The sequence below is a fragment of the uncultured Psychrobacillus sp. genome (genome assembly GCF_938022135.1).
In the GTDB taxonomy this organism is placed as follows: Bacteria; Bacillota; Bacilli; order Bacillales_A; family Planococcaceae; genus Psychrobacillus.
Genome location: NZ_CALIED010000020.1, coordinates 56,092 through 80,336, shown reverse-complemented (window position 1 = coordinate 80,336; position 24,245 = coordinate 56,092). Strand labels below are relative to the sequence as shown.

23 protein-coding genes are annotated in these 24,245 nt (G+C 37.0%); 17 read left to right on the top strand and 6 right to left on the bottom strand.

From position 1 onward, the window contains the following. The first annotated feature begins 145 nt into the window (after positions 1 to 145). From Q0371_RS04870 to Q0371_RS04855, 4 genes are read left to right on the top strand one after another with little or no spacing between them, the layout of a single operon-like run. Positions 146 to 2,110 (top strand): hypothetical protein, encoded by a 1,965-nt coding sequence (locus Q0371_RS04870; RefSeq protein WP_298468933.1) that lies wholly within the window; start codon positions 146 to 148, stop codon positions 2,108 to 2,110. Between the two features lies 1 nt (position 2,111). After that, on the top strand, positions 2,112 to 2,966 hold the full coding sequence (locus Q0371_RS04865) for a hypothetical protein (protein WP_298468930.1): 855 nt from the start codon (positions 2,112 to 2,114) through the stop codon (positions 2,964 to 2,966). Beyond that, positions 2,956 to 3,729 carry a hypothetical protein gene (locus Q0371_RS04860; RefSeq protein WP_298468927.1) on the top strand — a complete coding sequence of 258 codons (774 nt, stop codon included), beginning with the start codon at positions 2,956 to 2,958 and terminating at the stop codon, positions 3,727 to 3,729. The genes Q0371_RS04865 and Q0371_RS04860 overlap by 11 nt, the downstream gene beginning before the upstream one ends. Before the next feature lie 49 nt (positions 3,730 to 3,778). After that, positions 3,779 to 4,333, top strand: coding sequence for a hypothetical protein (locus tag Q0371_RS04855; RefSeq protein WP_298468925.1), 555 nt, complete (start codon positions 3,779 to 3,781; stop codon positions 4,331 to 4,333). 89 nt (positions 4,334 to 4,422) lie between these two features. On the opposite strand, the gene Q0371_RS04850 is transcribed toward Q0371_RS04855, so the two are convergent. Beyond that, on the bottom strand, positions 4,423 to 5,064 hold the full coding sequence (locus Q0371_RS04850; protein ID WP_298468923.1) for a 2OG-Fe(II) oxygenase: 642 nt from the start codon (positions 5,062 to 5,064) through the stop codon (positions 4,423 to 4,425). Positions 5,065 to 5,390: 326 nt separating this feature from the next. Between Q0371_RS04850 and Q0371_RS04845 the strand changes: the two genes are divergently transcribed. The 11 genes from Q0371_RS04845 to Q0371_RS04795 all read left to right on the top strand — a co-directional run bounded on the left by Q0371_RS04845 (position 5,391) and on the right by Q0371_RS04795 (position 18,523). Beyond that, entirely contained in the window at positions 5,391 to 6,701 is a 1,311-nt protein-coding gene (locus Q0371_RS04845) for an excalibur calcium-binding domain-containing protein (protein WP_298468920.1), read from the top strand. Positions 6,702 to 6,991: 290 nt separating this feature from the next. After that, positions 6,992 to 8,746 (top strand): hypothetical protein, encoded by a 1,755-nt coding sequence (locus Q0371_RS04840; protein WP_298468917.1) that lies wholly within the window; start codon positions 6,992 to 6,994, stop codon positions 8,744 to 8,746. 17 nt (positions 8,747 to 8,763) lie between these two features. Further along, entirely contained in the window at positions 8,764 to 11,214 is a 2,451-nt protein-coding gene (locus Q0371_RS04835; protein WP_298468912.1) for a FecR domain-containing protein, read from the top strand. A 450-nt stretch (positions 11,215 to 11,664) separates the two neighbouring features. Then, positions 11,665 to 11,856 carry a helix-turn-helix transcriptional regulator gene (locus Q0371_RS04830; protein WP_298468909.1) on the top strand — a complete coding sequence of 64 codons (192 nt, stop codon included), beginning with the start codon at positions 11,665 to 11,667 and terminating at the stop codon, positions 11,854 to 11,856. Between the two features lie 2 nt (positions 11,857 to 11,858). Further along, positions 11,859 to 12,287, top strand: coding sequence for a hypothetical protein (locus Q0371_RS04825; RefSeq protein WP_298468907.1), 429 nt, complete (start codon positions 11,859 to 11,861; stop codon positions 12,285 to 12,287). Positions 12,288 to 12,449: 162 nt separating this feature from the next. Further along, entirely contained in the window at positions 12,450 to 13,283 is an 834-nt protein-coding gene (locus Q0371_RS04820) for a hypothetical protein (RefSeq protein ID WP_298468904.1), read from the top strand. A gap of 153 nt (positions 13,284 to 13,436) precedes the next feature. Continuing rightward, on the top strand, positions 13,437 to 14,795 hold the full coding sequence (locus tag Q0371_RS04815; protein WP_298469182.1) for a spore germination protein: 1,359 nt from the start codon (positions 13,437 to 13,439) through the stop codon (positions 14,793 to 14,795). After that, entirely contained in the window at positions 14,788 to 15,882 is a 1,095-nt protein-coding gene (locus Q0371_RS04810; RefSeq protein ID WP_298468901.1) for a GerAB/ArcD/ProY family transporter, read from the top strand. Before Q0371_RS04815 ends, Q0371_RS04810 begins: the two co-directional genes overlap by 8 nt. Continuing rightward, positions 15,879 to 16,985: a Ger(x)C family spore germination protein gene (locus Q0371_RS04805; RefSeq protein WP_298468897.1), complete on the top strand. Its 1,107-nt coding sequence runs from the start codon at positions 15,879 to 15,881 to the stop codon at positions 16,983 to 16,985. Before Q0371_RS04810 ends, Q0371_RS04805 begins: the two co-directional genes overlap by 4 nt. Positions 16,986 to 17,211: 226 nt before the next feature. Beyond that, positions 17,212 to 17,946 carry a glucose 1-dehydrogenase gene (locus Q0371_RS04800; RefSeq protein ID WP_298468894.1) on the top strand — a complete coding sequence of 245 codons (735 nt, stop codon included), beginning with the start codon at positions 17,212 to 17,214 and terminating at the stop codon, positions 17,944 to 17,946. A gap of 349 nt (positions 17,947 to 18,295) precedes the next feature. Further along, a complete protein-coding gene (locus Q0371_RS04795) occupies positions 18,296 to 18,523 on the top strand; it encodes a hypothetical protein (RefSeq protein WP_298468891.1) in 228 nt (75 codons plus the stop codon). 178 nt (positions 18,524 to 18,701) lie between these two features. Here Q0371_RS04795 and qoxD read toward each other — a convergent pair whose 3' ends face one another. From qoxD to Q0371_RS04770, 5 genes are all read right to left on the bottom strand, one after another. Further along, complete coding sequence (gene qoxD / locus Q0371_RS04790) at positions 18,702 to 18,983, bottom strand: cytochrome aa3 quinol oxidase subunit IV (protein ID WP_251556239.1); 282 nt, start codon at positions 18,981 to 18,983, stop codon at positions 18,702 to 18,704. A gap of 1 nt (position 18,984) precedes the next feature. After that, positions 18,985 to 19,581, bottom strand: coding sequence for a cytochrome aa3 quinol oxidase subunit III (gene qoxC / locus Q0371_RS04785; RefSeq protein WP_251556238.1), 597 nt, complete (start codon positions 19,579 to 19,581; stop codon positions 18,985 to 18,987). Beyond that, positions 19,578 to 21,527, bottom strand: a complete 1,950-nt coding sequence (qoxB, locus tag Q0371_RS04780; RefSeq protein ID WP_298468887.1) for a cytochrome aa3 quinol oxidase subunit I — start codon at positions 21,525 to 21,527, stop codon at positions 19,578 to 19,580. The genes qoxC and qoxB overlap by 4 nt, the downstream gene beginning before the upstream one ends. Positions 21,528 to 21,588: 61 nt before the next feature. After that, positions 21,589 to 22,533, bottom strand: coding sequence for a cytochrome aa3 quinol oxidase subunit II (gene qoxA / locus Q0371_RS04775; RefSeq protein WP_298468885.1), 945 nt, complete (start codon positions 22,531 to 22,533; stop codon positions 21,589 to 21,591). A 234-nt stretch (positions 22,534 to 22,767) separates the two neighbouring features. After that, a complete protein-coding gene (locus tag Q0371_RS04770; protein WP_298468884.1) occupies positions 22,768 to 23,034 on the bottom strand; it encodes a hypothetical protein in 267 nt (88 codons plus the stop codon). Between the two features lie 96 nt (positions 23,035 to 23,130). Between Q0371_RS04770 and Q0371_RS04765 the strand changes: the two genes are divergently transcribed. After that, on the top strand, positions 23,131 to 23,643 hold the full coding sequence (locus Q0371_RS04765) for a hypothetical protein (RefSeq protein ID WP_298468882.1): 513 nt from the start codon (positions 23,131 to 23,133) through the stop codon (positions 23,641 to 23,643). Between the two features lie 34 nt (positions 23,644 to 23,677). Further along, positions 23,678 to 24,223, top strand: a complete 546-nt coding sequence (locus tag Q0371_RS04760) for a hypothetical protein (protein WP_298468880.1) — start codon at positions 23,678 to 23,680, stop codon at positions 24,221 to 24,223. Positions 24,224 to 24,245: the final 22 nt, after the last annotated feature.

Below are 24,245 nucleotides of genomic sequence, written 5' to 3'. Positions count from 1 at the left end.
AAAAGGAAAAACGTTTATTAGGTATTTTGCCTATAGTTTTAAAATTTCATTAAATCTTTCCCTATAATATTTAAGTAGTAAAATAGGTAAAATATAACAATAAGAGACTTAAAAATTTGACAAAAAAGTAAATGAGGTAAAATGAATGAATCAAGAAAAAGCTAATAATAGTATGTGGGAGTTTTCTCCCATCCCTAATATTGAAGAGTCAAATTTCAATAAGATTTTAGAACGCTTTTATGGTCTTGGACCAGCTGGGTTGACTCGAGAAAATATCCAAAATTCATTAGATGGTAGATTAAAAGAAGGTAATGAACCAGTTGTTGTAACAATTATGCTAGGTAAAGTTAATCGCAATGCAATTCCTGGAGTTGAATCCATTGTAGAGCGTATTAATAGCTTAGAAGGTAGAAATGGTTATACAAAAGAAACGATTAAACATATGCAAGCTCGTATGCATGATGAGGAAGTTAGCTATATTTCCTTTGAAGATAGTAATACGAAAGGCTTAACAGGAGCGGAGTATGGTCAGAGTAATTCAAGAGATCATACTTGGGGGATATATGCGTATAACAAAGGCGTCCATTTTGAGGAGAGCGATGAATCATTTGAGGCTTCTCGTGGGGGTTCACATGGCGTCGGTAAAATTGCATCAAACTCAGCCTCTGATTTGCATCTGATGTATTTTTCAAACTGTGATGAACATGGCAACCAACATCTTGGTGGGACGATTCAATTAATTGAACATAATTATAAAGGAAAGTATTATCGTTCGACAGGTTATTTTGCTAAGTTAGAAGATTCCAATGGTACGAAAAAGTTTATGCCATATAAGAATACCTTTGATCCTATTTTTGAAAAGAAAAAAAGAGGATTAAAAATAACTATACCGTTTTTAAGAAAGAGTTTTGACAATGAGATTGAAGTCGTTCGTGCAGTTTGCGATAGCTTCTTTGTATCTATCCTAGAAAAGAAATTGATCGTAAAAGTCAACGATTTAGTCATTGACCATAGCACAATCGAATCAATAGTGAGAAATGAGAAGTACTATACACTTAACATAGAAGAAATGAAAAAGATTTTTACTCCTTTATATGTAGATACATATGTAAATAAGGAACCACGTATAATCGAGATTCCTATTGAAGGCAAAGTGTTCAAGTTTAAATTGTACTTTTCCTATAACGAGGATATTCCTAAAGGAAGAGCCGCAATAGTTCGTACAATTGGAATGAAGATTGAAGATTTCGTAGTAAAAAACAATGCTAATAAGCCTTTTAATGCAGTTTTAATAGGCGGAGCGGAAGGTAGTAGCGGTTACGATGAAGATAGCTATTTAAAGTCATTAGAAAATGAGTCACATACAAAAATCTCTAATGAAGATATCAAAGATCCTAAGCTAAAGAAAGCGGCAGGTAAATTCATTAGTAATCTAAACAAGGAAATTTTGAAGGTAATTGAAGAAGAAATTCGAAAGAATAATCCAGTTGATGGGAAAATTAATACATCAGATTTACTTTATACGATGGAACTAGACTTCACCGAAAATCTGACAAATTCATTTGGAGCTATAAAGATAAAAAATAGTAAAAGTTTAGTATCGGCCGATGATAGCCTCAAAGAAAAAGGTAAAAATGAAACTAAAAAAACCAAAAAACCTGGGGAAAAGAGAAAACCAAGTGAAAAATCGGAAGTAACTTCAAAACCAGCGAGACGACGCATTAAGCGCAAAGCAGATGGAGAAGAATTATCAGTTAACAAGCGTGCGGATGAGTTTAAAATAAATCCTTCTCGAGTAGAGCGACTTATCATAAAAGATACTGAATTAATTCAATTAAACCTCTCCGAAGTCAAAGAAGCAGAAAAGGCATTAAACTGTGATTTGAAATTTAATGTGATTGATGGGATGGGTAAAGAATATATCGATGAATTTAATATAAACGATAATTACTCATCGATTATAGATATTAATAATGATAATAAGCCATGTGAAGTAACAAATGGTGTAATTCAAAATGCTCAAATTAAAAATGGTTTAGTAAATTTAAAACTTTCTCTACAGCCAAATTATAATCGGGCACTCAAATTCATTTATTGTGTAGAGGTGTAACATGATCTATAAAAAAGAAGCCAATTTTCCCTATCCTATCCTATCCCCTTTTTCATCAAGTTATGAAGAAAGTGATTTTACTATAAAAGTTGAGTTTGAAGAGGATAATGAAGTATATCGTTTTAAAATTATTTCCAATTTAGCTTCTAGATTTTTTGAAAGTTTATTAAAAAGCAAGGAAGCACAGTATATCTTAGTGATTCAGTCCAAGGATACAAAGTTTTTTCCACTGGACAGTGAGCACTTAATAGTAGAAATTGCAAAAAATCGTATGTCTCTTTCAAGCCGTACGTCTATTCAAATGCATATAGTATCAAAAGCAGATGTTTCTTTTTCAGCGAATGAAGAGTTAACTAGTTTCTATGATTCCTTCAAGGAATCAATTATAGTCGCTAAAAATTCTATGCTGGGCTACTCTAACATTATCACTTTTGAAGGTGGTATGAAAAATCCGCTAGATTTATTTGAAAAAAGACTCGATCCTAATTTAAATTCTGCAATTAAATATGAGCTAGGCACTGAGTGTATTATTATCCACTTCCGCGAAGAGGATTTTCAATTTCCTTCGATGTCTAGATCAGGTGCACTTTTAAATCCATATATCTATACTGGCTTACGGATGGCATTAGAACGTTTCATTGTATCCTATGCAGAAGAAGATGAAGAGAGTGTAATATTATCTGATATTAGTCAACCAGATGATTTACTGGATTTTAAACTATATAATTTAATGGCCAATAAAGCAATTGTAGAAGTCTCAAGCGATAATATTGATGAAATTATCGATCGCATAACGAATCAAATTATTGAGAAATTTGTAAAGGCAGTAAAGGAGTTGAATCCTAATGCAGGTTAGGTTATTAAAAGAGGGATATAAAAAAGATGAAAAGCTATATAACGCCTTTATAGGTGGTAGTCTTTCAAATAATGATGACTTCTTTTCTGATGAAATAATAGAAATAGAGGAAGCGCCTGACTTTCCTATTTATATGGCAAAAGGAAGTGAGGAAGAGAAGAAGGTAGACTATATGGCTGCCTTTCAAGCTATCTCCAAAACTTATATTAAATTAGATAGAGATATTCACTTTAATGAAAGGTTTTGGCATTCTCTTTTAGTATCGGAAAAGCGAGAATTTTTATTAGAAAAATACCCTCAAATTACTGAAAATTACAATGAGTTTTCTAAAATAGTTATTAAAGATTTTGACTGGGAAAACTATATATATAAATGTATTTTAGCAGTTGAATATATAGGGGACTCTGTAGAGTTATATTATGAAAAAGAAACCTATTACGATTTGATCATCGAAAATCTGGATTTGTTTAACTACATTATTAAATATGCCATCTTCCGAAATGGGCAATTTATGTTAAAAATCTTAACAATCATTAAACAATTAGAAGTGAGTGAAATTCTAAAAGCAAAAATTAAAGATCGAGCAGATTTAGGTAAGGACGAGCGCTATGGTCGACGTGTGATTTTTGAACTAAATAAAAGCTACCCAGTTTTAATGAGTCCTATATTAGATGTTGAGGACTTAAAGGTTGAGTTCATAAAGGCTCTAAGTTTATATTATGATATCTCTTTATTGGAGTCCCAGGAGCAAACAGTTTCGTAATGGGAAGTTAAATAGAGATAGAATATTATAAATGATGGGGGTAATTAACATGAATATAGAAGATTTATACAGATTGGTTGATGATGTACCTGAAGGTAAGTGGAAAGACGTTGAAAGATATCTTAAAGTTATAGCAATGCCTGTAAAAGCTCCGACAGATGATGAGATTGAACACCTCAGAAAAAGTGGAATTAAGTATGGAATTGGTGAATATTATAAGAAGGCAACCATTGATGAGCTACGGGCTGGATTTAAACGAGTAAATGAGATGATTATGAATAGAGATGAGTTCAACAATATATTTGATGTAACGGTATCTGAAAAGAGATGGGTATCTTTAAAAACATATTTAAGGGACTTGAATCAACCAGAGAATATGCCGACTGCTGATGAAGTAGAAGCGATTAGATTATATGAGCTTGAAAAAGACAGTCCAGACTACGTGACATATTCACATGAAGAGTTATTAGAATATTTTATGGACGATTGCGAAGAAGAGGAAACGTTTAACGTAAATCGGGAAGACTTGCTTCAAACGATAGATGGGATGACTTCTGAACAATTACAACTTGTAAACGATTTTGTTGAAGGATTTAAAAATTGATATTTAGATGAACAAGAAAAAAAGGAGCCAATAAACCGGCTCCTTTATTATTTGTTCTTCATAGGAAGTTTCATTTCAGCAAACTAATCTCATCGTACCTTCTGCTTCCTCATCCACTGAGTAGCAACCCACTTCTCACCAGTAATCACTGGTGCGCCCGCATGTAGGGTCAATTCGTTTAAAGTTTGATCATTATAGAAATACTCGAAATAGACGGCCATCCCTTTTTTCGGCGTTACGGTAAAGTTCAGCTTAGGGAAAAAGGTTTCTCCACCTTCTTCTACATCATTTAAGTACATGACGAGCGTACTGATTCTATTATTGTTTGCTGCTTTGCTTGTTGATGAAAAGAAATCAAAATGAGCTTTATATTCTTGACCAGGCGTATACTGAAGGATTTGAAGGCCTTCTCCGTGTTCGATAGGTATATTCATAACAGCTGAGATTCTTTTTTCTACTCTAGCAACAATCGCGTTTTCATTTTCTTCAATGAACGTACCACTACTTGTTCTCTGTTCATTTACTTCGCGTGCTGCTCCAATTTTGGATCGTTTCATTCGGTCCATCGATAATCTGATCAGCTCATCGCACTCCTCGTGGCTTAACATATTTCCTAATACCACTACTAATGGTTCCTCTAATCTAGCGACGATATCAATCTCTCTATCTGTCATTATTTTATGTCCCATGTGATCAAAAATTGTTTGCTCTTTCTTTTCCGTTATTAACATCACAACACCTCTTCATCTATTTAATTTTGTACATATAGAATTAATTTTATTTCATTTTTCGACAAGGATAAAAATGTCATTTTATTACTTTTTATGGAATTAATTTTATTCAATTTTATCATATAATTTATATGAATCTAAACTTTCAGAATATTTTATAGTGATTATTTTTTAGATATATTAATGGTAATGGGAGAGGGAATATTTACTGTAAGGAACAATTTGTTTGTGCCAAAGGGTCTAAATAAATTTGAAAATTACATAAACCTCTGAATAGGGAAAACCCGTTTATAATAGAAAATGATATTTTAGACGGAGGTACATGTATGCAGAAGTGGATAGGAAATCGACCAACAATAGGTCAGAAAGCCTTAGTGACAATGTATGGAAAAGTTTTAGAGCAAGCACGACATACCGTTATAAATTCAACGGATACTGTCTTAAAAGTGATAGAGGCGGAATTTGATAAGAAAAGTGGCAGGGATGTAAAGGGAGTATTGGTATTAACAACTACATCTATCCTATTTCTTTCCAAAAGTGAAAATATGGTTTATACACATGACCAGGTCAGTGATATCCGTGTTCAGAAAGAGAACAAGGATAAAAATGAGTGGCAGCTAACAATGAGTATTGGGTACATGCCACGTAGATTTGATGATATTAAAATTAACGATGACAGCAAGGAGTTTATTGAAATCCTTGAGCATATTGTCCATCACAAATCAGCCAATGTACTCACAACGGTTACCCATGATTTTGATCATTTCTTACACGCAGATAGATTAAATGATTTACGATCTAATAACGTGAAAATAACAGCATTTGTTATGAAGCGTGATAATCTTGGTCATGCGAAAAATGGAGAGAGACTGTTAAGGGAAAAACATAGAAATGCGAAGCTAATTGCAGAAGGCTACTATCAAAGTGCAAAGAAAAAGGGCAACTTTGTTTTAGTAGAAGATACGGATATTTTAGTTTATGAATATGACGACAAGGAACGAACAGTAACTTTAATGAACAAATGGCCTTTTACGTTCTTTTCTCATGCAGTCATAGACCAATTTGCAATGAAAACTGTAATAAGCAGAGAAGAAGGAGATTTAGTTTTAACTAGCTCTGGTAAAAAGTTTGTTGCTCTTTTAGTGGATGCTAAAATTGCATTCGTGTCAAAAGAGAGAAAATGGTATCAGAAGGTGCTAGGCTTCCGCAGTGGGAAGTGGTGGAAAAGAGCAGTTGCCTCGTTTATGTATGTATTCGGCTTTATAATCATTCTTGCAATGATTTTTGGAGAAGACACTACAGAAACAGACGCTATTACTCCAGATACGAAAACAGCTGATGAGCAATCCAATAAAACAGATGCTGAAGCAGAGCGTTTAGCAGAGGAGCAGCAAAAGCAAGAAGAAGCAGATCGACTAGCTGAAGAGCAGCGCAAGCAAGAAGAAGCAGAACGTTTAGCAGAGGAACAACGTAAGCAAGAAGAAGCTAAACGAGTGGCAGAAGAGAAAAAGTCTAATGTAAAATATAAAAACTGTACGGAAGCCCGTAATGCTGGTGCAGCACCGATTCATCAAGGAGAGCCAGGATACGGTACGCATCTTGATCGTGACGGCGATGGCATTGGCTGTGATAGATAAATTTTAGGAAGTATTTAAAACATTAGAAGCGAGTATTTGAACGAAAGTCGTTCAAATACTCGTTTTTTTATACAATTTATTTTCGTCCCTGTGTCAGAAACATTCACGTTAGTTCGAAAAAACGTGAATGTTGTGAAATTCATGTTTGTTTCTGACACAGGGAACATACAAATGCAAAACTATTAACATTCCTCAGTATTCATATGATAAAAAAATGATTAATGTTAGAAAGTGTATGTTATTGATACAATTTGTAGAATTTTATCATGTTCTGTAAAGGGGGAGAAATTATGAAAAGAAAAATTTGGAAAGAAATAATGGTTGTGATTTTATTAGTTTCAACTATTTTGTCATTTGCACCGATTGCATATGGACAAACTACTTCTGTTCAACAATCCATTATTTCATTAAAAATGGAAATGAAGAAAGCTGCTCTGTCTTATGTAGAGCCTGCTTTAAAAGGGGAATTGGTCTCCAGTGCTTCCCTTGACCCAGTGCTAAACAGTGTAAAGAAAAACTATCAAACAACTAGAAATGTCATTCTCACATCTAATCTTTCAGCAAAAGAAAAACAAGAGAAGCTAAAAGAAATAGAGGCATTGTATCAGGAGAAAATAGGGAAGGGCCTAATCCCGTACATCGATGCCTATAACTACGCAACGAAGTACTTAGATCCCTTATTAAAAGAAATAAAAGAAGCTGAGGCAAAAAAGGACTTTCTTGCAGTTGAAAAAGCCTATCACAAGCTATCAGTGCAACTTAAGTCAAGAACGTCTATTTTGTATCGTGTAACAGGAAAAGCACCTCGTGACCTTTTGTTAGAAAAATATAAAAAGCCAGCAGATCAAAAACGAGACGAGCTGGTTGTTCCTGTGACAATTATTATGAAGCTAACAAGCGCCCAACAATTATATCTGGGTGGAAAAAAAGAAGAAGCAGTAAAAGTGATTAACGATGTTCCAACTCTCGTAGCCAAATTATCTAGTAAGCAAGTATTTCATCAAGCATTGATAAAAGAGCTGGAGAGGCTTCAAGCCATCTACTCCCCAGTCGTTGTAACTTCGGTATACCCAGCAGTTACGTCTGAAGGGGGCATGTTACGTTTGCCTACAAATCTAGCAATCCTGCCAGACGATTCCCTTGTTATTTCTGATCAAGGAAATCATTTAATTCGTCGACTAAATAGTGGGAATCTTTCTACCTATGCAGGAATGATTTTGACGGTAAATAAAGATGGTTCCCCGCTTGGGGGCTTGCATAACGATGTAAAGGATAAAGCCATTTTTTCTACTCCCTCTGGACTTGTAAGTGATTCCAAGGGAAATGTGTATGTAGCAGATACAGCAAACCATGTTATTCGTAAAATAACAAGTGAAGGTCAAGTAATTACCTTGGCAGGAAATGGTCGTCCAGGGTTAGTGGATGGGAAGTCAAATGCTGCTAGTTTTTATTTTCCACAGGATCTTGCTGTTACAACAGATGGCATAGTATATGTGACTGATACTTTGAATCATGTGATTCGTAAAATTGATACAAACGGTAACGTTACGACGCTTAATGCACCTTCCCTGCGTCCAGTAGAAATTGCTGATGGCGTAATTGAGAGTGCGGGAGATTATCTGGATGGAACACTAAGCCAAGCAAAGTTTAATGAACCTTCTAGTCTTGCAGTAGACGCGAAAGGAAATCTATATGTGAGTGATACAGGAAACCAAGTAATCCGATATATCGACTTCTTAACAAACAAAGTGACTACTGTTGCTGGAAATGTACCCTCTACCAATGGTTTATATGGAGACAGTGGCTTTAAAGATGGTAATGCTTTAGCTTCTCAATTCTCCATACCAAAAGGGATAGCGGTTACTCCAGAAGGTGGTCTATTAATCGCGGATTATGGAAATCATGCTATTCGTTACTACTATAAAGGTACAGTAAGCACTATTGTGAAAGACTTGCAGTTCCCGTCAGATCTTGCAGTAACTAAAAAAGGAATAATCTTTGTGACGAATAGCCATACCAATCAAATTATTAAAATAACCAAATAACGAGAGGAGGAGAAGTCTTGCTTAGAGGAGTTAAGAAAGTTAGTTATATGTTTTTGATGAGCTTACTTGTAATGATAGCAGTATTACCTAGTGAGCCTGCAAGTGCTAAGGAGAATAGATTCTTTGTCGTTCAAGAGATAACAGGTGTTGCGTATATTCAAAAGGCAGGAGGCATGAAGTCTATTCGAGCAGCTATCGGAATGAAGCTTCACCAAGGGGATCGGATTCAGACTGAGGAATTGTCTAGTATTCTATTACAGGCAGGGGATACGAAGGATAACGTAACGATTGGGGAGAATTCGGATATTTCCCTTGTACATTTACATGAAAATGAAGGCTTTAAAATGACTAGTTTAAAAGCTTGGAAAGGTTCTGTCTATGCAGATGTGACTCCTGTTAAAAATAAGAAGGATCGTTTTCAAATAATGTCGATTGATGCAACTTTTCATGCAAAGGGTACTCACTTTGTTGTAGCTATCAATCCGTTAACAGGATTGCCAACCATGTTTGTAGGTGCAGGAACGGTGGAAGTAGATCAGGAAAGCAACCCAAATAATGGAGCGGTTCCAATATTCCCTACTCAGCAAATCTCGCCAGGACTGACTCCTAATTTACCAGACGGGGTACATGTAGTGGACCTTGATAGTTTCCTTCCATCCGTTGACTCTACCATCATAGAGCAAATATTAATAAATAAAGCGCAAATAGATGAAGAGAATAGAGCATTTATTAATAGCATGAACAAGGTTGAGATGAATTTAGATTCGGAAGTTGATTTCCAAAGGTATCAACAAAACGTAGATAATTTACTAGCAAGTCTATTGAAAAGCGCAATTACTAGTGGGCAGGTTTCTCCGGAAGAAGCTAAACGTCTAATAGAACTTTATAATAACAATAAGTCACCTGGCTCCCTTGACTTCGATCGAGCTCCAGCCTTACAAATAAGTGAGGAAGAAAAAAAGAAACAACAAGCAATTGAGCAGCTCGAAGAAAAGAGAAAACAACAACAAGAGGAGTTAGCACGAAAACAAAGAGAACTAGAAAATCAAAATCAAGCATTAATACAACGACTAGAAGAAGAGAGAAAAAGAAAAGAAGAGGCAAATCGTTTAGCGGCTGAAAAAGCGAAGAAAGAAGCAGAGGAAAAATTGTTAGCGTCTTTAGCTGAGCAACAAAGAAAAAAAATGGAGGACCAATTAAGGCAACGAGAACAAGAGAAAAAAGAGCAAGAGGAGCGACGCAATTCACAAATTCCGACGCCACCAACCCCTCCACCAGCTCCAACTCCACAGCCACCTTCGGACGGTGGTGGAGAAAATGGCAATATTCCGGTTAATCCAGATGCAGAAGCTGCTAATCGTATAATTGTAAGAATAAACAGCATTCCCACTCCATTAACACTTGCATCAAGAGATCTAGTTGACCATGCAAGAGAGGGGTATAATGCATTAACAGATCCTCAGAGAAAGCTAGTGACAAATCTTCAAAAGTTAGTTGATTTTGAGGTGGAAATAGAAAGATTACTCATGAATCAAGAGATTACGCTTCAGATTGTTTCAGAAATTGAAAAAAATATTAATCAAATTAAAGAAATAGATAATGTAACAGAAGCAAGTTATTTAATGGATGAGACAAGGCTAATGATCAACAGCTTGTACGGAGATAGAGCACTTATCTCAGGAGAATTGTTAACCTATTTTGAAGAGACAGAGGTTAACTTGGTTGAAGAATTAATTGCTAATTTGGTTGGCTTCAATGATGAATACCAATTGGGTGAAGTCCAAAATAAATGGGATCAATTAACTCCGGCACAAAAAAACTCTGTTACGAATAAAGATGTTTTGTTTGAAATGGAAGTCCAGCATTTAACTAGAATGGTGCTAGAATTAGCTGAAATGGACTCGATTTCAATAGATTACCTCGAGCAAATAGATTATATGCAGCATCTTTTTGACCGATTGGAAGAGAGCCATAAAGGAAATATGGAAGAGCAAGTTAAAGAGAAAATAGAACAACTGGCAGCGGAGAAAGTAAATGTACTTTCACAAGAAGGAAATTTGGATGAGTATATATCTCGATTATCATTTGGACAAAACCAGCGAAATATACACTTCTTACTAAGTATTTATCAACAAGAAAATCTAACTGAAGCACAACAGGAAAATATATTAAGTGCATTGGATATGTATATTAGAGAAAGAAGTATCTATCATTTCCATACGGAGTCCCTAGATTATTCAAAGAATTATCAGGTTGTATTTTTGTCTGATGGGAATCATGCCGTTTATATTCCTCTAAATACTCATTTCCAAAATATTAATGAACTAAAGGATTACGTTAAGAGCTACACAGAAGGTAGAATTTTAGTAAATATTAATATGGATGAAGAAAATTATCTGTATGCAAAGGCAAGCTTACCAAATGTTTATTTATCGAAGAAGGCTCTAGAATTATCGGTGGAATTCTAAGAGGGCTTTAACTCTTCTATGGTTATATCTAAAAGAAATGTAAATTTCAATAAAGTTAATTAACGAGTATATGAACAGAAACGTTCATATACTCGCTTTTTTATGTAGTTAATTTAATTAACAAAATAACTAAAATGGTAATACGTTATCTTTAATCTTTAATTGTGCTATTTCACCAAAATGTGTTCTGTGTTATTAATGTTGTTTTCTATATGATTAAGAAGTAAAAGCACATTTTAATGAAGATGTACTTTTTATGATTAATAAAAGGGATAGGAATAGATTTATTCCATGCCATTCCTCTATTTTAGATAAAATACAATCAGCAATATCGATTATGTTAAATCCCCAGTCTTTTTTTCTTACAAAGCCTTGACTTCCCAATCTAATTTAATGTAACATATAAATTACAAATGACAGATATACATTACATTCAATTCGGAGGCATTTATGGTTAATCGTGTGAAAATTGCTCGGATGGAAAAGGGCTTAACGCAATCTGAGCTAGCAAGTAAAATTGGAGTAACTCGTCAAACAGTAGGGTTGATTGAAAAAGGGGATTATAATCCGACGTTACAATTATGTATTGCGATTGCGAAAGAGCTGGATCAAACATTAAATGATTTATTTTGGGAGGAATAGATATGCATATATTACAATGGCTTTCGACGGATGAATATAAACAAAAGGTGATTTCCAAGATATTAGTAGAAGGGGCAATCCTTCAATTTATCCTTTCCTTTGTTATGATTGCTGTCTATCTATTTACAGACATGGAGCCTCTATTTTTACTGCTGATTCCTTTTGCTGTATTTTTATTTTATTCTTTAGCTAGGTACATATTTTCAGGCATTGAATTTGCAAATGTCTTTACAGCAGATGAGATAAAGGCTGCTAAAAAGCGTAATCTATTAAGCTCCATAGCCTTTTGTGTAGGGATGAGTCTTCTCTCTATTTTAATGGGGAGATCGATGCTCGATAGTGTGATGGTTCCCCTCATTGCTGGGATACTATGGTTCGTGATGAATTCTATCTCTCTTAGAAAATCTGTTCAAAAGAATGCCGACTTATAAACGTAGATCACACTCCTGTTTCAGTTGAGATAGGGGTTTTTATTTGTAAAATTGACAAAGGTGAGCGCTGATAGAATAATAGATGGCATGATACCATCTGCTATAGGTTGGTTGGAGGAAAAAACTCTTTCACCGTACCAAAATTTAAAGGACTGATTTTAAATGATGATGCGCAAATATGTTCTCTATCTCCTTTTCGTTTGTTTTGTTGCTTTTTATATTCATCAGCCGTTATTTGGATTAATCCCTAATGCAGTTGCAGGCTATATACAGGATAAGAAAGAAGAAGAGAGAATAGCTGAATTTTTAAAGGACTATCAAAAGGTGGATGTAGCCCATGTGACCATCCACTACATGGATTTTGATGCGGAGCTATTGCCAACGACGAAGGTCGCACTAGAGCGGGGGATTGAGCTCAACAATGAAATACTAGGACAGTTCAATGATTCGGTCGATTTGATCATTTTTCCTAATAAAGCTGATCGGATTAATTTGTTTGGCATAGGTCATTTTATAAATAATAATGATAATCCTTATTATAATACGGTAAATATATTTCCAGCGGATCGAGAGGAAATCTTTCCAGATATGGCACCAGCGGATTTACTATACAAAAATGTGATTCATGATTATACGCAATATGTAATTAACCAGAGAATGGATGAGCTAAGGCTATCTGCTAGCTATATTCCTAATTGGTTCATTGTAGGGGTGGGGGAGTATATTAGTAACTTTGGTAAGGAGATACCTCCTTTAGAGGCTGAAGCAGTTCCTTTAAGCTCTCTTAATTCCAAGATTGCTGGTATGGGAGATGATAAAAACGCCAAGTATAATGGCTATATTCAGTCTCACTTAACGATTAAATACCTTGTAGATGAGTTTGGACCTGGCATTATTAATGAAATTCTTATAGAAACGGAAGAAGAATATAGTTTCAATAAGGCTTTTGCCACTTTAACAGGAATCGAATTGTCTGCTGTACCAAATATCTATTAAATGATAAACATCCGTTAATGGAGCACTCTGTAGTAGAATGCTTCATACGGGTGTTTTTTTGATGCTGAAGGCTTGGTACAACGGTTAAAAATGTCTCTTCTCGGTTACCCTAAACGTACTAAATGAACGTGGAGGTGTAACAGATTGGATAACATGGCAAAATCAAATCCTCCTACATTGATGGATGAGCTATCCAAAAAGTTTGAGCCTTCTAGTGACATCATGCTGAAGCCCTTGCACATTGGTGACAACAAGGTATACCTCTTTTATTTGAAGACAGTGGTAGACGGCAATAAACTCCACAGTATTGTGATTAAGCCATTTTTTGAAATGAAATCTAATGAAAGCTTTCAGTCCTATATCGAATCGTTACCAGAGCAGGTGGAGATGACGTCAGGAGAAGAGCTGCAGATCAAGCTGACAAAAGGTGCTGTCCTCGTTTCTATAGAGGACCGGTTTTATCTGCTGGATATTAAGCTGGTCAACTCAGATGCTGTACAGCAAACTCTGATCGAGCCGACTGTTTATGGTCCACAGTTAGCGTTAAGTGAGGATTTAGATACAAACCTGAACATCATTAGACAGCGGTATCATGCGCCTACCCTGATGATTGAAATGCATGATATGAAGGAAAAGTCACGTCCACAGGTTTCGATTATGTATGATGAGAAGACAGTGAAAAAGTCTGTTCTACGTAATATTAAGAAAAAATTAAACAGCTTAGAAGCTCCACTTATCCAGTCAGCGGGAGATTTGCAGCTGCAGTTGAATGGCTCTAAGGTTTCTCTTTTTCCGACGTTAATATTGACGGAGCGCCCTGATCGGATAACCTATAATCTTGCAGCAGGAAAGGTTGTACTAATGATTGATGGGAGTCCACAGGCAGTAATAGCTCCTATTGTATTTTTTGACTTTATGGTGTCTATGGAGGATAGCTATCATACCTTTTGGATTACTACTTTTACGTTGGTGCTACGATATTTGGGCTTAGTTATTTGTTTGGTGTTACCTGCTATGTATGTAGCGGTTACGTCCTATACACCAGATGTCCTACGAACGGAGCTTGCCCTTACGGTAGCGGGGAGCAGGCTTGGAGTTCCCTATCCCTCCTTTGTCGAGGTAATTTTCATGCTGCTATTTATGGAATTTCTAATAGAGGCAAGTATGCGTCTGCCTAAGGCAATCAGTGCAACAGCTACGACAGTTGGTGGTTTAATTCTAGGCACTGCTGCTACAGAGGCAGCCTTAACCTCGAACATTATGATTATCATCGTCTCGGCGGTTGCCATTACCAGCTTTGTTATTCCCATTAGTGAGATGAGCTTCGCTATTCGGATCTGTCGTTACTTGCTGATTTTCTATACAACGCTTTTTGGCACGATAGGCCTCATACTAGGAGCGCTAGGGCTTTTGATGTTCTTAACCAACAAGCGAAGCTTTGGAGAGCCTTACTTAAAAATGTATTGGAAAGGTGAGAAAAAGGAAATAGGGGTGACAACAAAAAATGAATAGGTATCTGTATTACTTCATCATTGTCACGATGGTCACCAACATCATTGCGTCTGTCCCGAGGATTTTAATGGGAGAAAGTAAAAATGGCGTAATCCTTTCCATGGTCATTGCCGTCATTGTTGGACCGATTCTGGTCAGTGTCCTTGTAAACCTTTTTCGTCACTTTCCGAATATGTCCCTTCCTGAAATTCTAAAGAAAAGTACATCTAAATGGTTTTACTATCCGGTGTTACTCTACTTTGCAATTTCCTGGTATCTGGCTGGTCTAATAACACTTGTCACATATGTCCTGCTTTTTAATACGTTTATTTCTTCGGAGACCTCCATTGTCATCACGACTCTTGCATTCCTAATTATCATTTCCTTTGGGATGCTGATGAAGGAAAAAAGTGTTCTTTATACAACCGAGATAGTATTAGTTATGTTCCTACCTATTATTTTCTTTTTAATCATGAAAGTATATACCGATCCTCGTTTGGAATGGGATTATATCAAGGTAGCCGCCACCCATATTCAGGAGCTACCAAGCTATAATGCAATTTCGGCAGCGGCCTTTATTTTTATTGGTGTAGTAAACTTGTCAATCTTTAATAAATATATGAATTTTAACAAAAAGTTTGGGTTAAAACAAATGTTCATCCTAGCACTTGCTGGAGTATTTACTCTCTTTACAACGTATTTCGTTCCGATTGGCTTTAATGGCTTTGAGCAAATTGAAAACTTCACCTTCCCTTGGGTGACAACGAGTGATGCTGTACGTTTGAAATTTGGAATAATTGAGCGTCTCATCTTTATTTTTTTAATTGTCTTTTTAGGGGTGGCATTTATTAGTCTGCTCATACATTGGCACGTTTCTCTCAAGCTATTTGAAAGTATTGTTCAGATAAAACGATTGAAATGGAAGGAAATAAACCTGACTTCCTACGTGCTTGTTATTATTTTTGGAGTAATCGGGATTCTTGTAACGAGGCAAATTAGCGAATACGAGCTATTGAAGCTTACCCTCTTTTTTTATAATATCCTTCCAATATTTTATGGCTTTTTAATCGGCAGTCTGCTCATTGCTAAGAGGAGGTTAAAGACATGAAGGTAAATATCAAACTTCTTGTAACTATTCTTGTGATAGCTAGCTTTCTTACGGGCTGTGGTTTTAAAGATATCGATAATCGGATATTCGTGACAGGAATTGGGATTGATCCTTCCGAGAATGAGGAAGGTAAATATAAAGTAACACTGAAGCTTGCTATCCCAGTTTCGACCATTCAGCAGGAAAAGGAGCCCAGCTATCAGTATTTGGTTCATGAAGGCGATAATATAGAAGAGGCTGTCCGCATATTGGAAACACATACCGACAAGACGCTTGAATTTGGACATACTAAAATAATTCTCGTCAATGAAAAGCTTTTAGAGGGGGATATAAAGGAGTTCATGGACTACCTTTTCAGAAGAGGTGATATTCAAACGATTGCCTGGGTCGGTGCAGCGAAACCAACTGCTGAGGAAATACTACGAACGGAGCCTAAAGGCGAATCCGCAGTCATTTCACCTCTCTCTAAATTTTTTGGGAATGTAGGCACCGAAAGCCCTTATATTGTCTCTACGTACTTATATGAATTTAGAAGGAGCTTTTATAGTGAAGGTATTGACGCGGTTCTACCAATCGTCGAGTCCAATGAGTCAGGTTCTCAGCTGATTGTAAATAAATCAATCATCGTAAAGGAAAAACGGGATTCATTTCATTTATCCTCTAGCCTCACTAGAGATTTCAATGCCCTTGCCAATAATATTGGCGGCTATAGCGTCAAATTGGAAACAGATGAATTAAATTTAGTTCTGAATCTAATTAATGTAAACATGAAATACAATGTAAATAAAAAAAATGATCAGCCAGCATCCATCAAAGTTAATGTAAAAATGGATGGTGTAGTAAGTCAGTCAGACAAGAGATTGCATGTGGAAAACCTAGATGAGTACAGTAAGTTAGCCTCCAAGGAAATAAAGTCTGAACTAGAAAAGCTATTTACTATGTTACAAGAAGAAGAGCTAGATCCTTTTGGCTTTGGGCTTAAGTATAGAACCATGCAGCTCTATGAGAAGGACATGTTTGATAAATGGGAGCAAGCTTATCCTAACCTACCATTTGATTTGACTGTTGATGTCTCCTTAAAAAGCACTGGAACGATTCAATAAATACTGTGTGATTAATATCATTGTTAGTGTACGTTCAAGTAGTATATATTGAACTTGAACAGTATGGATTTATATTAGTGAAGGTATTTTCTTAGCTAAAAGGCTAAGACTAATACAGTATTTTTATCATTGTAGCATCTCTTTGGTTTTGAAGAAAAGAGAACTATAATAGGGTTGTAATCGTTTACTTTATTAATAAAAAATATGATTCTTGGAGGAATTTATAATGGGTCGTTTAACGGATAAAGTTGCTATTGTTACAGGTGGAGCACGTGGAATGGGTGAATCACACGTACGTACGTTTGTTAGAGAAGGTGCGAAGGTTGTTTTCACTGACTTAAACGAAGAAGGCGGACAAGCTTTAGCAAAAGAATTAGGAGAAAACGTATTGTTCGTCAAGCAAGACGTAACAAAAGCAGCAGACTGGACAACTGTGATCGAAGAAACAGAAAAAGCATTTGGTCCAGCTAACATTTTAGTTAACAATGCAGGTATTAGCATGGCGAAACCTCTAATGGATATGACAGAAGCGGATTACCGTAAAATCGTAGACATCAACCAAGTCTCAGTATTCCTTGGAACAAAGGCAGTTGTTCCTTCTATGGAAAAAGCTGGTGGTGGCTCAATCGTGAACATCTCTTCTATGAACGGATTAGTTGGTGGAGCAGTTGGATACACTGACACTAAATTCGCAGTACGTGGTATGACAAAAGCAGCAGCTCTTCAATTAGCTCACTTAGGCATCCGCGTGAACTCTGTGCACCCAGGTGTAATTGAAACACCAATGGTTAGCCAAGGCGACGCAGTAGAACTGATTAAAGAGTTCGCTAAGCACATCCCCCTGAAACGCGTTGCACAATCAGAAGAAGTTTCTAATCTAGTCCTTTTCCTAGCATCTGACGAATCAAGCTACTCAACAGGATCTGAATTCGTCATCGATGGCGGATTAACTGCACAATAATAAATGATAAAGAGAACTCTCCAGTAGCCTACTGGGGAGTTTTTTTCTGTTTGTGCATACGCTAGGGGCATATCATTCGGGTGACCGACCGATTATCTGGCTCGACCGACCGATTATCGTGCTGGACCGACCGATTATGGGGAAGAACCGACCGATTATTTAGGATAACCGACCGATTATCGCCTAAAACCGACCGATTCAATGATTTAGAAGTCCAACCTCAAACTAACTCTTTCAATTAATAAAGCCAAACCCTTCTTCACAACCACTTTGTTCACATTTCGGACAAAAAGTATTGACAAAAATGTGAACGAGGTGAATAATAATAGTTAAGAGGGGTGTATTTCAAATGGAATCATACGTAAAAATGTTACACGCTACAAAAGTTGTAGGTGCAGCCTTGTTAACTATAGGAATTGCTGTCTTTTTATATGGAACATTCGTAAGTGAATATAGCACGGTAATGGGCGTTGGTATCGGAATCGTCATGGGAGCAGTTTTCACATTTATCATCGGCATGATATTGGTTGCTTCAGAGGAAATGATCTCCAAACAATTGAAAAAAGAGAGTATCTAAACAAGAGATGCTCGTAAAAGGTATTTAGAGGATCCACTCTAGATGCCTTTTTTTCATGAGCAAAGTGGAGCTTGGATATTTATTGCTAGGCTTTATTTGTGTCATCAGCCTATGGTCCTTCCCCACACTTAAAATTTACAAACAAAAAAAGAGCGCCTAATAGACGCTCCTTCATTTATTACATATCCCACACCATAACGAGTAGTGTACCTAAAATCGTAAATAATGCGAGCAACAATCCATAATACACATTGACATAAATAGATTTTTTGTCTTCCGTTTCACCGGCATGCATGAATACGACAAGCTGTAAGCCAGCCTGTGTAAACGCCGTTAGTAGTAAGACAGTCATTCCAACTCCGAACGACATATCCATGAAGTACACCAACAGTGCTACTGCTGTAAGCACTAATGAAAACGCAAAGCCCATTACTTGTTTAAGAGGGAATAATTCTTTCATATTACATCATTCCTTTCAAGTAGATGAAGCTGAAGATGAAGATCCAAATCACATCTAGGAAATGCCAATATAGAGAGAAGATAAATGACTTATTGGCCGTTTCCGGAGTCAACCCACGTTTCTTGATTTGTAGGAGAATAAATAATCCCCAGAACAAACCGAATGTTACGTGCAAGCCGTGAGTTCCTAGCGTCGTCAATAAAATCGCAGTGAAGGCACTAGTTTGAAGCCCAGCTCCAACATGCACATAGTGAACAAACTCATAAATTTCTACTCCAAGGAATGCTGCACCTAGAAGAAGGGTGATCCCAAAGAAAGTCATCGTTGCTTTCGTACGGTTTAATCGCATCGCGTGAATCGCAAGTCCGATTGTAAAGCTACTCGTTAAAAGTAAAAGTGTTTCGATTAATACTGGTGTTATTTCGAAAATTTCTGCACCAGAGGGACCGCTACCTACGCGGTTCTCTAAGGTGAAGTAGGAGGCGAAAAGTGTTGCGAAAAGCATAATTTCCGCTCCGATGAAAATCCAAAAGCCTAAGATTTTTAAGCTATTTTCTTCTGTGCTGTATTCTAGTGGAAGTGACTTATCTACCTTCATTTTTTAGCACCTCGCAATTTTCTTTCCGTTTCTTCGATTTCCTCTACCGAAATATATCTTCCGTGATCCTGTTCAAATGAACGGTAAGCCAGACAGCCTAATATACCAATCAATGACACAATGGCAAGTGGCCATATGCTGAAGACCATCGCAAATCCAAAGACGAAGAAGATACAGCTCATGATAAATGGTAAACCGCTATTATTCGGCATGTGAATTTTTTCAACTTTTCCTTTGAATAACTCATGGCCGTTTTTCTTAGAATCCCAAAATGCTTGTGTTGAATCAACTTGTGGTGTAACTGCGAAATTATACTCAGGTACCGGAGTGTGAGTAGCCCATTCCAATGAACGTGCATCCCATGGATCGTCTCCGATATCGCGAGAAGCATAACGTATGCTCCAATAAATGTTGTAAACAAGTAACGCGAATGAAATTGCCATTACACCGGCTCCGATGAACGAAACCATATTCCACATTCCAAAGCCTGTTGACTCAGAATATGTGTACATACGACGGGCTTGACCGTCTAATCCCGTAATATACATTGGGATGAAGGCTAGAACGAATCCAATAGACATTAACCAAGCAGTCCATTTTCCTAATCGCTCGTTTAACATGAAACCGAATATTTTCGGCCAATAGTAAGTAAGACCAGCTAGCATTGCGTACACAACACCAGGAATAATGACATTATGGAAATGGGCTACTAAGAACATCGTATTATGATATTGATAGTCGGCTGCTGACATAGCAAGCATTACTCCTGTTACCCCACCTAGTGTGAACAGTGGAATGAACATGATCGAGTAAAGCATTGGTGTCGTGAACTCGATTTTCCCTTTCCAAAGGGTGAATAGCCAGTTAAAGATCTTAACCCCGGTTGGAACAGCGATCGCCATCGTTGTGATGGAGAAGATACTGTTAGACAGTGGTCCTTGACCCATTGTAAAGAAGTGATGGGCCCAAACGACGAACGATAGAAGAGAAATGACTACCATAGAAGCAACCATCGACTTATAGCCGTATAGATTGCGTCGTGCAAAGGTGGAAATAATCTCACTGAATATACCGAATGCCGGCAGGATTAGAATGTATACCTCTGGATGTCCCCAAACCCAGAATAGGTTGGCCCAGAGCATATCCATACCACCATTGTCTGTTGTAAAGAAGTTCGTTCCAAACAGTCGGTCCATCGTTCCCATTGCAAGTAATACAGTTAATACAGGGAAAGCGAACACGATAATGATGTTAGCGATAAATGCTGACCATGTGAACATTGGCATCTTCATTAGTGTCATACCAGGTGCTCTCATTTTCAGTATCGTTGTAATAAAGTTAATACCAGTCATTAACGTACCCAGACCAGCTATTTGTATTGCGATCATATAATAGTTCGTACCAACAGAGGCACTGAACTCGTTACCTGCTAGTGGGAAGTAGGAAGTCCATCCTGCGTCAGGTGATCCACCTACGATGAAGGAAATGTTGAATAATCCCATACCCATAAAGAACAACCAGAAGCTTAGTGCATTTAAACGTGGAAACGCAACATCTCTAGCTCCGATTTGTAATGGAATAACGTAGTTAAAGAAAAAGATGATAAACGGCATTGCCATGAATAAAATCATTACTACTCCGTGCGTGGAGAAGACTTCATTGTAATGCTGTGAATCTAAAAATGTGTTTTCTGGCATCGAAAGCTGATAGCGCATCATAATTGCGTCTACGCCTCCGCGGAAAAGCATTAGTAATGCAGATAGCAAGTACATAATACCAATACGCTTATGGTCTACAGTAGTGATCCATTCGCGCCACAGGTATCCCCATTTCTTGAAGTAGGTAATACCTAAAACTATCGCAAGCATCGTAAGGCCGATACCGACCATGGATGCATATATCAAAAAGCTTGGATGTGGTACGGCAAAGCGATCAAAGAAATCCATACTTTTGTTTCTCCTTTCAGGAATCTATAGCTTGGACTATAGTAATCTGGTAAACCTTCTGTTAATGATGAGAATGCTCGGATTCTTCATCAGCATTCGTTTGTTCATGATTCTCATGCTCGGATTCCTCCATGTCATGATGCTCGTGATCTGCATCCTCTTCGTCTGAACCATGGTCATGACTAGGAGCAGGGGAGAATTCTAAATGTGTTCCTGTATACGTAGAGCGCCCAAGATGTCCTGGCTCTAATAACTCTTCAAACTTGTCTTCTGTAAGTGCTGGTGCAGTTTCATGTACTTCCTCTACCCATTCCTCAAAATCAGCATGAGACATAGAGGTAACGTCAAAGATGTTTTCTGCAAATCCGGATCCACTGAAGTTCGCATTTCTTCCCATGAATTCGCCTTCCACATCAGCTGCTAGGTGTAAGGTAGTAACCATGTCAGACATTGCATACTTTTGTCCGCCTAGCTGTGGAATCCAGAAGCTAGTTATTGGTCCATGTGAATATAATTTAAACTCAATCGCCCGATTAGCGGGGATATATAAGTAGTTAACTGTTTCGATATCTTGTTCTGGATAACTAAAATGCCATTTCCAGTTGGAGGAAGAAGCATAAATGATTAACGGCTCTTGATCCTCATAGCCTTGAGGTGTCGACTCAACGATATAGTTACTTCTTACCGATACGATGGAAAGAAAAATAACGATTAAAATAGGAACCCCGACACAAATTGCTTCCACAATTGGATTTCCTTCTATATGAGGTGGCTCATAATCCTCACTTTGCTTAGAAGCACGGTATTTTATTAACACAAATACTAAAATAGCTAAAACGACAATTACGATCCCTGACATCAGGAAAATAGATAGCATAATATCATTTGCCTGTGTTTCGGCCTGTGGACCTTTAGGATCTAAAACAAGTAATGGCTCGCAACCTGTTAACACAGTGACAATAGTGAAAACCATCGTCAAAAGAGCCCACTTCCATTTTAATTTCATTGTTGTACTCCTTTCCAATCTATTATAAAAAGCTCAAATAACTAGTATTGGTTCAAAGAATTTCTCTCTGTGCCTCTATCTTATTACCTTCCATTTAAAAAAACGAACAATAAAACCGGACTTCACAAATTCTTCAAGAAGATTTGAACGTTCTTTTACACAATTGTAAATGTGACAAATTTATTCAAAAAAGGGGTGGAAACCATAACGGATTAGTAGATGAAAGTTGACGCTTTAAGCTTGGTGGCAGCTAGGGAAAGGGTTTTCTTGGAAGGGGTTATTGAGTTGAGCCCATAAACTACCTGAAGGTGTCCCATAAACCAAAGAAAAGCGCCCGTAAAAGTAATAAAGCGCCCATAACCAGGCTGGAAGTGTCCCATAAAGAGGGTGGAAGTGTCCCATAAATAGGTCAGAAGTGTCCATAAAGCAATGAAAACCGCCCATACCCGTAAGGCCCGTCCATAAATCATAAAACTCAAAACTGGTAAGTATGGAAATCATGGTGTCATCTCCATTTCTCTTAAATAACATCACCAAATGCAAAAAAAGGATATAATTGTTATAAGGTTTTTATTATTTTGTGAGGAGGTTTAAGGAATGGCTGAGCTACATAAAAAGAGTGCGAATGATACCCATTATTGGAAGGCATGGGTGTATCGAAAGAAATTGTATGTGGAATCTGGAATCATTGGGGTTAATAAGAATAAGGAAGAGATTCAGCTTGGACTTTTTGAAAACGGTAAGAAGCGTCTTGAAAGATTAGTAGAGGAAAAAAGAAATCAAGGGTTTGTGGATAGCATGGGGCCGGAGGAGCTTATCATTCATATCTATAATAATGGAAGTTGGTCACATGAAGATTTACAAGATGCGAGTATGGAGCTTTGTAAGCTGATAGAAAAAGAGCTAGATGAAACTGGTGTTGGATTTACCGATGGTGTGGGTATAGGTGATGATCAGATGGTGAATATATTTTGCATGGTAGATGATCTGGATATAGCAGTTGAAAAAATTCGATGTGTAATTTCAGAGCAGAAGCTGATAGATAGTAATGATATCTTCTTATATGAAAGGAATGTAGAAGAAATCAATCTATTAAAAACAAGGGGATAATTTTGGCGACTATATACAAAGGGGATGTGTACAATTGAAAATTTTAATGATTAAGAAGTCGGGTAACAAAACGCTATTTTGGAATATATTCGAATATCAATTTAGAAGTCCAATTACTATTGTGAGTGGCACACTTGGAATCGAAGGTAAGGGAGAAGAGCATAAGCTGAGATTTTGGCAGAGCCCTAAAAAGTTCATGAAAAGACTAGCAGCAGAAAAGGCCAATCAAGGCTATCAGCTGGTGGAAGAAAAGGATCTCAAGAAAGTCTATATCCAATACCGGTACAATGAAGAGAACGAGGAAGAGTTTGAGATGACAGAGGATAAAAGCCTGATGGTTGAAGAAATAGTGGAAGAAGAACTTATGTACTCTGGAAACGGCTATGGATATGGATCAGAAATTGGAGCAGGTACAGGAACGAGTATATTCTATGTAATAGATGTCGAGATTGCTTATAACTCTATTTGGAAATTGCTAACGGAAAAGAAGTTAACGGATGGCGTTGAGATTGCTTATGAGGCTGAGAAGGGAAGCTATGTCTCCTTGCATCCAAAAGGGGCAGTATTTGAGCTAGTATAAGTAGTGAAGAAAGCACGTTCTA

What these genes read in the sequence shown, in the direction of transcription:
- Q0371_RS04825 (WP_298468907.1), top strand. Translation starts at nt 11,859, where the DNA reads ATGCATATATTACAATGGCTTTCGACGGATGAATATAAACAAAAGGTG.
- Q0371_RS04810 (WP_298468901.1), top strand. Translation starts at nt 14,788, where the DNA reads ATGAATAGGTATCTGTATTACTTCATCATTGTCACGATGGTCACCAAC.
- Q0371_RS04765 (WP_298468882.1), top strand. Translation starts at nt 23,131, where the DNA reads ATGGCTGAGCTACATAAAAAGAGTGCGAATGATACCCATTATTGGAAG.
- Q0371_RS04820 (WP_298468904.1), top strand. Translation starts at nt 12,450, where the DNA reads ATGATGATGCGCAAATATGTTCTCTATCTCCTTTTCGTTTGTTTTGTT.
- Q0371_RS04805 (WP_298468897.1), top strand. Translation starts at nt 15,879, where the DNA reads ATGAAGGTAAATATCAAACTTCTTGTAACTATTCTTGTGATAGCTAGC.
- Q0371_RS04815 (WP_298469182.1), top strand. Translation starts at nt 13,437, where the DNA reads ATGGCAAAATCAAATCCTCCTACATTGATGGATGAGCTATCCAAAAAG.
- Q0371_RS04870 (WP_298468933.1), top strand. Translation starts at nt 146, where the DNA reads ATGAATCAAGAAAAAGCTAATAATAGTATGTGGGAGTTTTCTCCCATC.
- Q0371_RS04845 (WP_298468920.1), top strand. Translation starts at nt 5,391, where the DNA reads ATGCAGAAGTGGATAGGAAATCGACCAACAATAGGTCAGAAAGCCTTA.
- Q0371_RS04865 (WP_298468930.1), top strand. Translation starts at nt 2,112, where the DNA reads ATGATCTATAAAAAAGAAGCCAATTTTCCCTATCCTATCCTATCCCCT.
- qoxC (WP_251556238.1), bottom strand. Translation starts at nt 19,581, where the DNA reads ATGAAGGTAGATAAGTCACTTCCACTAGAATACAGCACAGAAGAAAAT.
- qoxA (WP_298468885.1), bottom strand. Translation starts at nt 22,533, where the DNA reads ATGAAATTAAAATGGAAGTGGGCTCTTTTGACGATGGTTTTCACTATT.
- Q0371_RS04770 (WP_298468884.1), bottom strand. Translation starts at nt 23,034, where the DNA reads ATGATTTCCATACTTACCAGTTTTGAGTTTTATGATTTATGGACGGGC.
- Q0371_RS04830 (WP_298468909.1), top strand. Translation starts at nt 11,665, where the DNA reads ATGGTTAATCGTGTGAAAATTGCTCGGATGGAAAAGGGCTTAACGCAA.
- qoxD (WP_251556239.1), bottom strand. Translation starts at nt 18,983, where the DNA reads ATGAAAGAATTATTCCCTCTTAAACAAGTAATGGGCTTTGCGTTTTCA.
- Q0371_RS04840 (WP_298468917.1), top strand. Translation starts at nt 6,992, where the DNA reads ATGAAAAGAAAAATTTGGAAAGAAATAATGGTTGTGATTTTATTAGTT.
- qoxB (WP_298468887.1), bottom strand. Translation starts at nt 21,527, where the DNA reads ATGGATTTCTTTGATCGCTTTGCCGTACCACATCCAAGCTTTTTGATA.
- Q0371_RS04860 (WP_298468927.1), top strand. Translation starts at nt 2,956, where the DNA reads ATGCAGGTTAGGTTATTAAAAGAGGGATATAAAAAAGATGAAAAGCTA.
- Q0371_RS04795 (WP_298468891.1), top strand. Translation starts at nt 18,296, where the DNA reads ATGGAATCATACGTAAAAATGTTACACGCTACAAAAGTTGTAGGTGCA.
- Q0371_RS04800 (WP_298468894.1), top strand. Translation starts at nt 17,212, where the DNA reads ATGGGTCGTTTAACGGATAAAGTTGCTATTGTTACAGGTGGAGCACGT.
- Q0371_RS04850 (WP_298468923.1), bottom strand. Translation starts at nt 5,064, where the DNA reads ATGTTAATAACGGAAAAGAAAGAGCAAACAATTTTTGATCACATGGGA.
- Q0371_RS04855 (WP_298468925.1), top strand. Translation starts at nt 3,779, where the DNA reads ATGAATATAGAAGATTTATACAGATTGGTTGATGATGTACCTGAAGGT.